Source organism: Myxococcus sp. CA005, assembly GCF_006518205.1.
In the GTDB taxonomy this organism is placed as follows: Bacteria; Myxococcota; Myxococcia; order Myxococcales; family Myxococcaceae; genus Myxococcus; species Myxococcus xanthus.
In genome coordinates this window covers 70,021-83,775 of sequence record NZ_SRLV01000015.1, presented here as the reverse complement: position 1 = coordinate 83,775, position 13,755 = coordinate 70,021, and the positions used below count along the sequence as shown (strand labels likewise).

Here is a 13,755-nt window from a genome sequence, read left to right as displayed (position 1 = left end):
CGGGTGCCCCATGGATTCGGTCCTCGACAACATCCTTTTCCTCGTAGGCCAGCGGATGCCCCGGCTCCAGTCGTCGTCGGCGAAGCCGGACGCGAAGCTGACCTTGGAGACCGCCGCGCTCTGGCGTCAGTACGGCTGTGGCCTCCTGTTGTCGGAGTTGGACGATGAAGGCTTCCGAGACGGCCTGGAGCAGGCGGCGACGCTCTACCTGAACCTGCTCAACCGCCGCAGCGCGTGCTCCGAGTTCGACCAGTACTACCTGGCCCGCAGCAAGGGCGAGCCGCTCCTCGACGCGCTGGCTGCGGGCAACTGGGACTTGGCCCGCTCCATCGCCGCCGCGATGACGCCGACCTGGATGCAGCGGATGGAGTCAGAGGAGGACTTCCACTACTTCGGCGCCCTCATCGCCCTGGTGCTCGCGCAGTCTCACCTGGGCGCGGAGCTCGCCGCGTTCGAGCGGACGCTCCAGGGCGGAGGCTCCCACCGCTTCGACGTGGTGCAGGCCCTGTCAAAGCAAGAGGCCGATGCCTTCGACGCGGGCCTCCACGGAATGATTGAGGAGCAGGCCGCCTGGGTCGAGCGCCAGCGGCGCTCCGGCCTGTTCGATCCCTACCGCCACAAGACGGAGGCCTTCGTCTTCGTCGAAGGCGCCGCGCTGGTCCAACTGGCCCGCCGCCTGGGCGTACCGACGCAGGAGCGCTATCGCCTCATCCCCTCTGCTGCCTTGGAACTCCAGGCCCGCACTTGATGCGCCCAACCGCCCTCACGCCTTCGCTGCGCCGCCCTTCGGCCCTCGCTTGAGCGCCAGCAGGGCCACGACACACAGCGCGGCGCCGGAGGCGCACACCCCGCTCCATCCCCAGTGCGTCCATGCGAAGGTCCCCAGCCACGAGCCCGCGGCGCCGCCCGCGAAGTACGTCACCATGTAGAGCGTGTTCAGCCGGCTGCGGGCCTCCGGACGCAGCGAGTACACCCGTGTCTGATTGGAAATCTGGTTCGCCTGGACGCCCAAATCGAGCAGCACCACGCCCAGCGCCATGCCCCACAGCCATCGTCCCAGGGGCCACATCACGACGAACGACAGCAGCAACACGACGATGGCCGCTCCGTTGATGCGCCGGTCCCCGCGCTTATCGGCGTAGCGGCCCACCAGCGGAGCCACGGCGGCGCCCGCCACGCCCACGACGCCGAACAGCCCCGCCACCTGCGCGTCGTACTTCTGCGGCAGGCTCTGGAGGTACAGCGCCAGCGTGGACCAGAACACGCTGAACGCGCCGAAGCTGAGTGCGCCCAGCACCGCATGCAGCCGTAGCACGGGCTCGGTGCGCGCCAGGTGGATGAGCGAGCGCAACAGTTGCGGATACGGCATGGAGGCCATGGGCGGCTGCGACGGCAGCGTGAAGCGCAGCACGCCGGCCAACGCGAGCATCAGCCCTGCCGCAATCCAGAACATGGTGCGCCATCCCAGGTGCGTCCCGATGAAGCCCGCCGCCGTCCGGGACAGGAGGATGCCAATCAGCACACCGCTCATGACGGTGCCCACCACCCGGCCTCGCTGCGCCGCGGGCGCCAGGTGCGCCGCGAAGGGGACGAGGAGCTGGGGAATGATGGTGGTGACGCCCACGACGAAGCTCGCGGCCACCATCCAGTGCAGCGTCGGCGCGAGGGCCACGCCAACGAGCGCCAGCGCCACCAGCATGTTCATGGTGACGATGACCCGCCGCCGCTCCAGGCTGTCGCCCAGCGGGACGATGAAGAGCATCCCCACCGCGTAGCCCACCTGCGTCAGCATGGGCACCAGCCCCAGCGCGCTCCCCGAGGCCCCCAGGGCCTCGCCGATGTCTCCCAGCAGCGGCTGGTTGTAATAGAGGTTCGCGACGGTGGCGCCCGAGGCGGCGGCCATCAGCCACACGAGCCCGGTGGACAGCGCGGTGTGGGGAGCTTCCGGGGAGGAATGCGTTGTCATGGAGGCGGGCGGACTCTCGCGCCGCGCCCTGCTGGGGTCCAGACCTGTGTAGGCTCCCGGGAATGACAGGTCCGGATTCCGCACGGGGCGGCTTGCCCGTCATCGACATGGCGTCACTGTTCGATGCATCCCGCGTCACCGAGCGTGCGCGCGTCGCGCGTGAAATCGAGCAGGCCTGTCGCGACAGCGGCTTCTTCTACGTGACGGGCCACGGCGTGTCCGGCGAGGTGCTCGCGCGGCTGGAGCGGGAGAGCCACCGCTTCTTTGCGCTGCCCCGGGTGGCGAAGGAGGCCATCGCCATGTCGATGGGCGGTGTCGCGTGGCGAGGCTGGTTTCCACTCGGGGGGGAGCTGACCTCGGGGCGCCCGGACCGGAAGGAGGGGTTGTATCTGGGCACGGAGCTCGGAAGCGAGCATCCGCGCGTAAAGGCCGGCTGGCCGTTGCACGGCGCCAACCTGTGGCCCGCGGAGGTGCCGGAGCTGCGCGCGGCGGTGCTCGACTACGTGGCGGCCTGCACGCGCGCCGCGCATGCGCTGATGGAGGGCATGGCGCTGAGCCTGGGCCTGGACGCGGACTACTTCCGGCGGCACTACACGGCGGACCCGACGGTGCTCTTCCGCATCTTCCATTACCCCGCGGAGCCCCAGCACGAGGAGGTGAGCTGGGGCGTGGGCGAGCACACCGACTACGGGCTGCTCACGCTGCTGGCCCAGGACGACAACGGCGGGTTGCAGGTGAAGACGCCGCGCGGCTGGGTGGAGGTACCGCCGCTGCCCGGGACGCTGGTGTGCAACATCGGCGACATGCTCGACCGGATGACAGGCGGGTGGTACCGCTCCACGCCGCACCGGGTGAAGAACGTGAGCGGCAAGGACAGGCTGTCCTTCCCACTCTTCTTCGACCCGGACTTCGCCGCCGAGGTCCACCCCCTGCCACGCGGCGCGGGCGCTGACGTAGATGATGACCGCGCCCGCCGCTGGGATGGCGCCAGCGTCCACGCCTTCCAGGGCACGTACGGCGACTACCTGCTGGGCAAGGTGTCCAAGGTGTTTCCGGAGCTGGTGCGGCGGGTGTGGGAGCGCGCGCCCACGGCACTGCCGGAGGAGACACCCCGAGGACCGTTACCGCGTTGACGGAGCCCGGGGCGCATGCTTGAGAGCGCTGCGCCGGATGACGCGCTTCGGCGCGCCCAAACCGCTCACCGACCAGGAGACATCACGATGATGACCGTCAGCGCGTTCAAGTGGGTTCCGCCGTTCGCACAGGGCCTGGTGCGGGACCTCCGGGTGCGGTGGGCGCTCGAGGAGGCGGGGTTGCCGTATCAGGTGAAGCTCATCGACAACACAGTCCAGGCCTCGCCCGACTACCGCAAGCTCCAGCCTTTCGGCCAGGTGCCGGTGCTGGAGGAGGACGGCCTCGTCCTCTTTGAATCAGGCGCCATCGTGCTCCACATCGCCAACAAGTGTGAGGCGCTGCTGCCGGCGGACTCGGCGGGCAGGGCTCGCGCGGTGACGTGGCTCTTCGCGGCGCTCAACTCCATCGAAATCGTGATTCAGCCGCTCGCCGAGGTGGACCTTTTCTTCGCCCAGGAGGAGTGGGCGAAGCTGCGCAGGCCGGGCGTGGTGGAGTCGCTGAAGGAGCGCCTGGGAGAACTCGCGGCGCATCTGGGTGAGCGCGAGTACCTGGAAGACTGCTTCACGGCGGGCGACCTGATGATGGCGACGGTGCTCCGCATCCTCCGGCACACGGACGTGCTCGACGGCTTTCCCACGCTGAAGGCGTACAAGGAACGCTGTGAGGCCCGGCCCGCCTTCCAGCGCGCCCTGGCGGCCCAGATGGCGCCGTTCCAGCAGCCTCGCGCTTGAGCGTCCGGGAGGCCGCCGGGCGTAAATGCCTGAAATAAGGGCCTTTTCAGGCCCTCAAATGAAAGTTGAAAAGAATCCATCCGGACGGCATGTTTCGCGCCGTGACGAGCGCCCACCAACGCAAGAAGCAGCCCGACGTCATTCGCGCGCAGCTGCTCCGCGCCGCGGCGGAGCTCGTCACGCAAGGGGGAACCCAGGCGGTGACGCTCGAGGCCGTCGCGGCGCACGCGGGGGTGACGAAGGGCGGCCTCCAGCATCATTTCAAGAGCAAGCAGCTGCTGCTCGACGCGCTGTTCGAGGAGATGAACCGGCAGTTCGTCGAGTCGTTCCACGCGAACATCGCGGAAGACCCGGAGGCCCATGGGCGCGAGGCGCGTGCGTATCTGCGTGCCATGGTCTCCAGTCCCGCCAACTCCGAGCAGATTCGGGGCTTGAGAGCCCTGATTGGAAGCATGATGGTGGAGCCCGACCTTCGCGAACGATGGAACTGTAGCTGGCAGGATGACCTCCAGCTGAAGTCCGGTGAGGTCAGCCCCCAGGACATCAATTCCATCATCTGCAGGCTCGCGACCGACGGCCTGTGGTTCGCGGACCTGCTCGAGGACCAGGGAATCAGGCCTGAAGTGAGAGCCGCCGTCATCCGAAGGCTCGAGGAACTCACCCGGGAGTAGGCGCCCCTCGCTGTCAGTGTGTCTGTCTCCGGCTGACACCCCGGCCAAGAATTCGTCTGTCAGGGTCTCCCGTGAGGGGCCGTCCGTGGCGGGTTTGTGTCTCGAGATGCCTCATTCGTCATGTCATCTGTTCGGGCGCAGGTGACGTTTCATCCCCTGGCTGCTGGCGGACCAGGGCGTGGTGCTGTGTGAAAAGTACGCTTTTACGTTTTCTCCGACGTTTTCCTCGCCAGACGACAATGCCTATCCAACGGTCGAAGCGCCTTCTTCTTGCATCGACGCTGCTCCCGCTTCTGGCCTGTGACGGCAAGCAGGAAGAAGCAGCCTTCGCACCGCCGGTCCAGAAGGTGTCCACGCTGAAGGTGCAAGGGGAGGCCGTTGTCCTTCACGACGAATTCCCCGCGCGTGTCTCCGCGTTCCGGGTCGCGGAAGTCCGCCCTCAGGTGGGCGGGCTCGTGCGCAGCCGGCGCTTCTCCGAAGGAGACACGGTCCAGAAGGGGCAGCCGCTCTACCAACTGGAAGCGGCGGTGTTCCGCGCGAATGTAGAAGGCGCGGCGGCGGCCCATGCGGCCAGTGAGGCCGGGCGGCTCCAAGCGGAGCTGCATGCGGGGCGCATCCAGTCCCTCTTCGAGAAAGGCGCGAGCACCCAGCAGGCGCACGATGACGCCCGGGCCGCGCTCGCCATCGCGAATGCGGAGGTGGCGCGCGCCCGCGCGGCGCTGGACAGGGCCCGCGTCGACCTGGACTACGCCACGATTACCGCCCCCATCGCGGGGCACATCGGCATCTCCCAGGTCAATGAAGGCGCGCTCGTCGGCCCCGCGGATGCCACGCCGTTGAGCGTCATCCAGCAGATTGACCGCGTCTTCGTCGACATCAAGTCACCCGTGGAGCGCGCGGCGGGCTTGCAGTCACTCCAGGGAGGCACCGGAGAGGCGGGGGCGGAAGTCATCGTGCTCTCCTCGACGGGGGCGCCCTATCCGGAGCGAGGCCGCGTTCAGTTCTCGGACATCTCGGTCGACCCCGGGTCCGGCGAGCTCACGGTGCGCGCCCTGGTCCCCAACGCACAGCGGAAGCTCCTGCCGGGCATGTTCGTGAAGGCGCGCGTCGTGCTCGGAGAGGTGGCCGGTGCGCTCCTCGTTCCCCAGCAGGCCGTGCTTCACGACGCGCAGGGCCAGGCGCAGGTCTTCATCGTCCGAGAGGACAACACCGCGGAGGCGCGCAACGTCCGCGCCGGACGCATCGTCAGCGGACGCTACCTGGTGGAGGAGGGACTCTCCGCCGGAGAGCGTGTCGTGGTCGAGGGGCAGGACCGTCTTGCGCCAGGCCAGCAGGTCACCCCCGTCGAGTGGCAGCACGCCCCGGCCTCGCGCTGAACCTGGAGTGAGCCGTGCCAAGATTCTTCATTGAACGCCCGGTCTTCGCCTGGGTGATTGCCATCTTCATCGTGCTCGCCGGAGCCATCTCCATTCCCCGGCTCCCCATCGAGCGCTACCCGTCCATCGCGCCGCCGAGCGTGACGATTACCGCCACCTATCCCGGCGCCACGCCGGCCGCGATGAACGACAGCGTCGTGTCGTTGATTGAGCGCGGCCTGTCCGGCGTGAAGAACATCCTGTACTTCGAGTCGTCGAGCGACACGTCGGGCATCGCGCAAATCGTGGTGACGTTCGCGCCCGGAACGGACCCGGACCTGGCGCAGGTCGACATCCAGAACCGTCTGAAGACCGTCGAATCGCGGCTGCCGCAGATGGTCCGGCAGCTCGGGCTCCAGGTGGAGACGACCACCACCAACTTCCTGCTCTTCTCCACGCTCGTGTCGAGCGACGGCCGCTACGACGAGGCCGAGCTGGGGGACTTCCTGAGCCGCAACGTGGTCGAGGACCTGCGCCGCGTGCCCGGCGTGGGGCGCGTCCAGCTCTTCACGCCGGCCCGCGCGCTGCGCGTCTGGTTGGACCCGGAGCGGCTCATCTCGCACGGAATCTCCGTGGATGAGGTCGCGGCGGCGATTCGCGCACAGAACGCGGAGGCCTCTCCCGGACGGCTGGGGGACATGCCCGCGGTTCCAGGCCAGCGCGTCACCACCCCCCTGATGCTCCAGGGGCAGCTCCTGGACGTCGCGGACTTCGAGCGCGTCATCATCCGGGCCAATCCGGATGGCTCGAACGTGCTGCTCAAGGAACTCGCCAAGGTGGAGCTGGGGCCCCAGAGCTACGCCTCGTCCACCCGGCAGAATGGGAAGAACGCCGCCACGTTCGGCGTGCAGCTGGCCCCGGGGGCGAACGCGCTCGATACCTCCGAGCGCATCCGCGAGCGGATGGCGGACCTCTCCCGGGCCTTTCCCGCGGGCGTCGAGTACACGATTCCGTACGACGCGGCGCCGTTCGTGCGCGTCTCCATCCAGAAGGTCGTCCAGACCTTCTTCGAGGCGATGCTGCTCGTCTTCGCGGTGATGTATCTCTTCCTGCAGAGCGTGCGTTACACGTTGATTCCCGCCATCGTCGCGCCCATCGCGCTGCTGGGAACCTTCGCGGTGATGCTGGCGTCGGGGTTCTCCATCAACGTGCTGACGATGTTCGGCATGGTGCTGGCGATTGGCATCATCGTCGATGACGCCATCGTCGTGGTCGAGAACGTCGAGCGCCTCATGGCGGAGGAGGGGCTTTCTCCCCTCGAGGCCACGAAGAAGGCGATGAAGGAAATCACGGGCGCCGTCATCGGCATCACCCTGGTGCTCACGTCCGTGTTCATCCCCATGGCGTTCGCCACGGGCTCCGTCGGCACCATCTACCGCCAGTTCAGCCTGGCGATGGCCGTGTCGATTCTCTTCTCCGCGTTCCTCGCGCTCACGCTCACCCCGGCGCTCTGCGCGACGCTGCTGCGCCCGGTGGAGCCCGGCCACGCGGGGAAGCGCCGCGGCTTCTTCGGCGGTTTCAACCGGCTCCTGGAGCGGGTGACGGGGCGCTATGCGAACTGGACCCGGGCCATTGTCGGGCGTCTGGGCCGGGCGTTCTTCGCGTACGCCGTGGTGGTCGCCATGGTGGCCCTGGCGTTCTGGCGGCTGCCGGGCGCCTTCTTCCCGGAGGAGGACCAGGGGTTCCTCAACGTCTCGGTGCAGCTCCCGTCGGACGCCACGGCCGAGCGGACGAACAGCGTGCTCGGGGAGCTGGAGGCCTTCTTGAGCGAGCGCGAGGGCATCCAGGACGTGCTGACCATCCAGGGCTTCGGCTTCTTCGGCTCGGGGGCGAACGCTGGCCTCATGTTCGTGATGATGCGCGACTGGGACGAGCGCCAGGGGGAGACGGCGGCGGGTGAGGTCGCCGCCGCCAACGCGCGCTTCGCCTCTCCGAGGGAGGGCATGGTCATCAACGTGCTGCCGCCCGCGGTGGACGGGCTCGGCAACAGCGCGGGCTTCGCCATGCGGCTGGAGGACCGTGCCGGACACGGCCCGCAGGCGCTCAACGACGCCATGAACCACGTCCTCCGGCGCGCCTCGGACAGTCCGGTCATCGCCTTCCCCTATCAGGAGGGGTTGCCGGACGGCTCGACGGTGCGAATCCAGGTGGACCGTGAGCGCGCGGCGGCGCTCGGTGTGTCGTTCGCGGAAATCAACTCGGTTATCTCCACCGCGCTGGGGTCGACGTACGTCAACGACTTCCCCAACAAGGGCTACATGCAGCAAATCATCCTGCAGGCGCGCGCGGAGTCCCGCATGCAGGTGGAGGACGTGCTCAAGCTCCCCGTGCGCAACGCGCGCGGGCAGATGGTGCCCCTGTCCTCGGTGGCCGAGCCCGTCTGGGAGCGGGGGCCCATGCAGTTGGTCCGCTACAACGGCTACCCCGCCGTGCGCATCGCCGGGGCGGCGGCACCGGGCTTCAGCAGCGGTGACGCCATGGCGGAGATGGAGCGCATCGCGGGCGAACTACCACCCGGCTTCGCGGTGGAGTGGACGGGGCTCTCCTATCAGGAGCGGCTCTCCGGCTCGGAGGCGCCCATCCTCCTGGCGCTGTCGATGCTCGTCGTCTTCCTGGTGCTGGCGGCGCTCTACGAGAGCTGGTCGATTCCGCTGTCGGTCATGCTCGTCGTGCCGCTGGGACTCATCGGCGCGCTGGCGGCCGTGATGTCTCGCGGGTTGATGAACGACATCTTCTTCAAGGTGGGCCTCATCACCATCATCGGCCTGTCCGCGAAGAACGCGATTCTCATCGTCGAGTTCGCGAAGCAGCTCGAGGAGCAGGGACGCTCACCGCTCCAGGCCGCGGTGGAGGCGGCGCGGCTGCGTTTCCGTCCCATCCTGATGACGTCACTCGCCTTCGCCCTCGGCGTGGTGCCGCTGGTGGTGGCCAGCGGCGCGAGCGCGGAGACGCAGCGGGCCATCGGCACGGGCGTGTTCGGCGGCATGGTGTCAGGCACCGTCCTGGCCATCTTCCTGGTGCCCGCGTTCTACGTCGCCGTGCGGAGCCTGCTCAAACGGCGCGAGTCGGCGAGCCCGGCTCCCCTCGTGAAGCACGCGCCCGCGGAGAACAGCTAGCGCGGCCAGGCGCTGGCGGGTGGAGGCTTCCCGCCAGCGCCGCATTACCCCTCAGGAGCGGCGCTGCGCCGAGTCCTGGGGCAGCAGGCGGCCACCCAGCATGGTGATGCGCCTGGCCGCGAGCCGCTGGCGGGCCTCCGGCTCGATGTCCTGCGGCGTCCACTTCAGGTCGTGGTCGAACTCCACGTTCACCGCGGTGACACCGTCCACCGTCAGCAACCGCTGCTCGATTTCCCGCATGAAGTAGGCGGCCATCATGCACATGGGCGAGGTGATGTGCAGGCGCACCGTCACCTGGCCCTCCGTGCGCTTCACCGACTCAATCAGCCCCATCTCCCCGATGCCCAGCGGCACGCCCGTGGCGCAGCTGCACGGGTCGGGGATGTCCTGGATGCGCTCGCGCAGGGCCTGCTCACTCATACAGGCTCTCCCGGTAGCCGTACGGCTGGATGTCGCCGCGTGCCCTCAGCTTGGCGAACGTGTCGTTGGCAATCTTCTTCTTCACCGACTCCACGTCCACGCCCGCGTAGCGCGCGTAGTTGCCGCCCAGAATCATCCGCTTCACATCCGGCGTCACCTGCATGCCCGCCACCTGCACTAGGTCGTCCGGCAGCTGGAACTCATGCCAGAACTTGTGCAGCGCCGGGTGCGGGTGGCTGAACACCGTCCCGGAGCCCCACATGATTTTCTCCGGGCCGGCCCACTTCAGCAGCGCCGCCAGGGACTCGGCGAACCAGCGTTCACGCTTCACGATGAGCGCGCCCGTCACTTCCAGGTTCACATACACGTTGGGGAACAGCGACAGCTGCATGCCCGTCTCGTCCAGGAAGGCCATGCCGCCGTGGACGATTTCGAAGTTCAGGTCGGGGAAGGCATCCGCCGCCCCGCCGATGTCATCCACCTTGTAGGGCTCCAGCGGCACCGCGCCCATGGGCAGGCCCTTGTGCACGGCGATGTTCTTGATGCCCAGCTTCTGCGCCCGCTCGAAGAGCGGGAAGGCGATGGTCGGGTCATCCATGCGCCAGCCCGTGTGGCGGAACTTGTCGCCCAGCCACGCCGCCGGGTAGAGCTTCAGGCCGCTGGGCTTGAGCGTTTCGTACTGCTGCTCCAAATCATCCAGCGCCGCCGTGCCGCGCAGCGGGTCCACGCCCGCGTACACCAGGAAGCGGTGGGGATAGTTGCGGTGAATCTCCAGCGTCTTCTCATAGGAGCACAGTCCGTCGTGGTACAGCGTCTGGAGCGGCAGCACGTGGTGCACCGCCAGGTCGACGCCGCTCTCCACGAAGAGCAGGTGCGCCAGCTCCTTCACGGACCAGTTCTTCAGGAAGCCTTCCGCCGTGGGGACGCGGTGCGTGTCCCCAGACAGTCCGCTGTGCAGCCCCCAGATGAGTCCCGCGAGCGACTCGGCGTACTTGCCGGCGCGGTAGTTCGTGGGATGGAGGTTGTAGGCGTGTGTCACCGCATCGATGACGAAGTTGCCGTCAATCACCCGAGGACTCCTTTCACAGTTGGGCCGGGAGGACGCCCGGCGTCATTCGCTACCACGAGAGGCACCCAGGAGTTGTCCCAGGCCCTGATGAATCGACTCCACGTCGAAGGGCTTCTCAATCTGCAGGTTCGGCACGCGCTCCAGGAACTGACGGGCCCGCGTGGTGTACGAGCCGCCGGTGATGAAGATGAAGCGCTCGGCGATGCCATCCCCGCGCTCGCGGACGCGCTCGTAGACGTCCATGCCGGAGATGCCCGGCATCATCAGGTCGCAGAAGACGGCGTCGAACGGCGCGCCCGATGTCAGCACCGCCAGCGCGTCCTCGCCGTTGTTCACCACCGTCACCCGGTGCCGCATGCCGATGATGCGCGCCAGGGAGCGGCCCACCGCGGGCTCGTCGTCAATCACCAGCACCTGTCCCCGCCGCTCGGCGTGGGGCGCGGGCGCCACCGGCGCGGCCTGGGTCGGGACGGCGTCCGGCGCCGTGGGCAGGGTGACGGTGAAGGTGGTGCCCTGGCCCAGTTCGCTGCGGACGGTGATGTCACCGCCCTGCTTGCGGATGAGGCTGTGGCAGATGGACAGCCCCAGCCCCGTGCCCTTGCCCACGGGCTTGGTGGTGAAGAAGGGGTCGAAGACGCGGGAGAGCACCGCGGGCGTCATGCCGCAGCCGGAGTCGCTCACGTCCACCAGCACGCTGCCCGGCGGTCCGGCGCGGACCCACACGGTGATGTGGTGCTCCTCGGCGTTGCCTTCGGGAATGGCCTGCGCCGAGTTCACCAGCAGGTTGAGGAACACCTGGCCCAGGCGCGAGCCGTCCGCGTACACGCGGGGGACGGACTCGTACTTCTTGATGAGCCGCGCCCGGTGACGCAGTTGGCTGGCGGCCATGTTGATGGAGAAGTCCAACGGCTGCCGCACGTCCACCGCTTCGCGCCGCTCCTCATCCTGACGGGAGATGAACTTCAAGTCCCGCACGATGTTGCGCACGCGCATGGCGCCTTCTTGCGCCTCCTTCAGCAGGGCCTCCGCGTCATGCAGCGTCGCGGGCCACGCCACGCTGCTGGGACCGCGCTCTCCGGCCCGCGTCAGCTCCGCGCCCAGGCGGCTCACGGACTCCAGGGCCGAGGCCAGGTTGGCCATGACGTAGGTCAGCGGGTTGTTGATTTCGTGCCCCACGCCCGCCGCCAGCGTGCCGGCCAGCACCATGCGGTCGTTCTGCAGGAGCTGCGACTGGGCCTGCTTGCGCTCGGTGATGTCGCGCGCCATCACCACGACGGCCTCGTGTCCGTCGAACTCGATGGGGATGCCCACGCTCTCCGCGTCGTACCAGGTGCCGTCGCGCCGCAGGTAGCGGACCTCCCGCAGCGGGGCCAGCGCGCCCTTCACGGCCGCGGTGTGCACGCGGTCCTTCACGAGCTCCAGGTCATCCGGATGGACGATGCTCCAGATGGGCTTTGCCATCAGCTCGGCCGGGTCGTCGTAGCCCAGGGCCCGCAGCAGCGTGGGGTTGGCGTAGATGAAGCGCCGCTGGGTGTGCACGAAGATGCCTTCGGGCGCCCGGTCGATGAGCCTGCGGAAGCTCTCCTCTGAACGGCGCAGCGCCTCCTGCGTGCGCTTGCTCTCGGTGACGTCCTCGAACGCGAACATCCGGTAGCGCATGGCGTCCCCCGCGACCGAGGAGGACGTGGACAGCCGTCGCAGGGTGCGTCCATCCGACAGCCTGGCTTCGTCCTCCACCAGGCCCGGCACGCAGCCCTGGTCCGGGGCCGCGCACAGGCGCAGGAACTCCGCCGCGTCGCCAGCCTTGAGGCAATGGTGGATCACCTCGTCATGGGACAACTCACCCCGCTGGATGGCGCCCTCCAACTCGGTGATGCCCCACAGTTGGCAGAAGCGGTGGTTGACGTAGTGGACCCGGCGCGTGCGGATGTCGACCAGGTAGAGGCCGAAGGGCAGGTAGTCACTCTCCGGCCAGGGGGCGGCGGATGGTTCCTCGGCCCGCTGCACCGTGCAGTAGAGTGGCTCCGACTCCGAAGCGGCGGTGATGCGCCAGGACAGAGGCAGCCAGGACCCATCCGGCCGGCGCCAACGGCAGGTGCGCGAGGTGGGGCTTGTGGAACCCAGATGCGCGAACAGGACGGCGGCATCTTCGATGGGGATGAAATCCTGCAAGGCCATGCCACGCAGTGACGTCAAAGACAGGCCCACCAGGTGGCCAAAGGCAGGATTGGCTTCGAGCAACACGCCATCACGGCCCAGGATGACGTAGGGCTCCGTGGACAGCTCGAAGAAGCGGTGGGCCCACTGCTCTGTCGACATGCTTCCCTTGGGTTGCCAGGGCGCAGCCAACGCCGGCTTGGGGGGAAGGCCGGGTCATGGCATGCGAGGTGTTCGTAGACGCCTTTGCGCTTTCCGGGACATAGACACTATTTGTGGAAAAATTGCATGTCCTGATTTTATGGATGAGGTCGCTCGTACGCGGAGTCAAAGCGCTGACGGGTTGCGTAACAGATGGAACACGTAGCCGTAGGTGTGTTCGTACTGGCGATAAAGGCGGGTCTCCTGCTCGGCGGCCGAGAGCGCGTCTTCCAATGACGCATCACCGTGGGCGCGCAGGTGTGCGACGCGCTGGAGCAGGGGCGTGTAGTAGGTGTCCCACCATGCGGAGGCGGGAAGGGTGAAGGTGTCGAGCACCTCGTAGCCCGCGGTTTCCGCGGCGGCGCGGTTCTCCAAAACCGTACCCATGGTGGGGTAGACCTCACCCCAGAAGCGCGCGATTTCGTCGGGGCGCTCATCGGTCAGCCAGGTGCATTCGGTGACGGCAGCCAGGCCGCCGGGCGCGAGCAGCGGGCGCCAGCGCCGCAGTCCCGGACCGAAGCCCAGGTGGTAGATGGCGCCTTCGGACCAGAGGAGGTCAAAGGAAGCCTCGGGCAGCGACAGTGCGCCCATGTCCTGCCGCTGAACGTCGATGAGCGCGTCCAGGCCCCGCTCGCGCGCTCGTGCCTTGAGTTGGTCGAGGAAGGGCTCGTGCAGGTCCACCGCGATGACCCGGGTGCGCAGTGCCTCGGCGAGCACCAGCGTCTGCGCGCCCGCGCCACAGCCGAGGTCCACCACGCGCGGGTGCGGTGGCAGCGGAGGCAGCCGTCGCAGGGCCTCCCGGGTGCAGTCGTCGCTGCCAGGGCCGTGACGGGGCAGGTTGCCATAGACGGTGAAGAAGGCGTCTTCGCTCATGG

11 protein-coding genes are annotated in these 13,755 nt (G+C 68.1%); 6 read left to right on the top strand and 5 right to left on the bottom strand.

Features of this window, described 5'->3' with window-relative positions; translation table 11 throughout:
* Positions 1-10 precede the first annotated feature (10 nt).
* Positions 11-748 carry an immunity 49 family protein gene (locus tag FMQ63_RS09450; RefSeq protein ID WP_011550233.1) on the top strand — a complete coding sequence of 246 codons (738 nt, stop codon included), beginning with the start codon at positions 11-13 and terminating at the stop codon, positions 746-748.
* A 15-nt stretch (positions 749-763) separates the two neighbouring features.
* Here the strand turns inward: FMQ63_RS09450 and FMQ63_RS09445 are convergent, their stop codons facing one another.
* Complete coding sequence (locus FMQ63_RS09445; RefSeq protein ID WP_011550234.1) at positions 764-1,966, bottom strand: MFS transporter; 1,203 nt, start codon at positions 1,964-1,966, stop codon at positions 764-766.
* A 62-nt stretch (positions 1,967-2,028) separates the two neighbouring features.
* On the opposite strand from FMQ63_RS09445, the gene FMQ63_RS09440 reads away from it, so the two are divergent.
* The 5 genes from FMQ63_RS09440 to FMQ63_RS09420 all read left to right on the top strand — a co-directional run bounded on the left by FMQ63_RS09440 (position 2,029) and on the right by FMQ63_RS09420 (position 9,033).
* Positions 2,029-3,099, top strand: a complete 1,071-nt coding sequence (locus FMQ63_RS09440; RefSeq protein ID WP_011550235.1) for an isopenicillin N synthase family oxygenase — start codon at positions 2,029-2,031, stop codon at positions 3,097-3,099.
* A gap of 87 nt (positions 3,100-3,186) precedes the next feature.
* Positions 3,187-3,831, top strand: a complete 645-nt coding sequence (locus FMQ63_RS09435; RefSeq protein WP_011550236.1) for a glutathione S-transferase family protein — start codon at positions 3,187-3,189, stop codon at positions 3,829-3,831.
* Between the two features lie 101 nt (positions 3,832-3,932).
* Positions 3,933-4,502: a TetR/AcrR family transcriptional regulator gene (locus tag FMQ63_RS09430; RefSeq protein WP_228556396.1), complete on the top strand. Its 570-nt coding sequence runs from the start codon at positions 3,933-3,935 to the stop codon at positions 4,500-4,502.
* Positions 4,503-4,741: 239 nt separating this feature from the next.
* Entirely contained in the window at positions 4,742-5,878 is a 1,137-nt protein-coding gene (locus tag FMQ63_RS09425; RefSeq protein WP_011550238.1) for an efflux RND transporter periplasmic adaptor subunit, read from the top strand.
* A 14-nt stretch (positions 5,879-5,892) separates the two neighbouring features.
* Positions 5,893-9,033, top strand: coding sequence for an efflux RND transporter permease subunit (locus FMQ63_RS09420; RefSeq protein WP_011550239.1), 3,141 nt, complete (start codon positions 5,893-5,895; stop codon positions 9,031-9,033).
* Positions 9,034-9,084: 51 nt separating this feature from the next.
* Here FMQ63_RS09420 and FMQ63_RS09415 read toward each other — a convergent pair whose 3' ends face one another.
* The 4 genes from FMQ63_RS09415 to FMQ63_RS09400 form a co-directional block, all read right to left on the bottom strand.
* Positions 9,085-9,453, bottom strand: a complete 369-nt coding sequence (locus FMQ63_RS09415; RefSeq protein ID WP_011550240.1) for a metal-sulfur cluster assembly factor — start codon at positions 9,451-9,453, stop codon at positions 9,085-9,087.
* A complete protein-coding gene (locus FMQ63_RS09410) occupies positions 9,446-10,522 on the bottom strand; it encodes an amidohydrolase family protein (RefSeq protein WP_011550241.1) in 1,077 nt (358 codons plus the stop codon). The genes FMQ63_RS09415 and FMQ63_RS09410 overlap by 8 nt, the downstream gene beginning before the upstream one ends.
* A 42-nt stretch (positions 10,523-10,564) precedes the next feature.
* Entirely contained in the window at positions 10,565-12,841 is a 2,277-nt protein-coding gene (locus FMQ63_RS09405) for a PAS domain S-box protein (RefSeq protein WP_171452258.1), read from the bottom strand.
* A gap of 165 nt (positions 12,842-13,006) precedes the next feature.
* Positions 13,007-13,753 carry a class I SAM-dependent methyltransferase gene (locus tag FMQ63_RS09400; protein WP_011550243.1) on the bottom strand — a complete coding sequence of 249 codons (747 nt, stop codon included), beginning with the start codon at positions 13,751-13,753 and terminating at the stop codon, positions 13,007-13,009.
* Positions 13,754-13,755 lie beyond the last annotated feature (2 nt).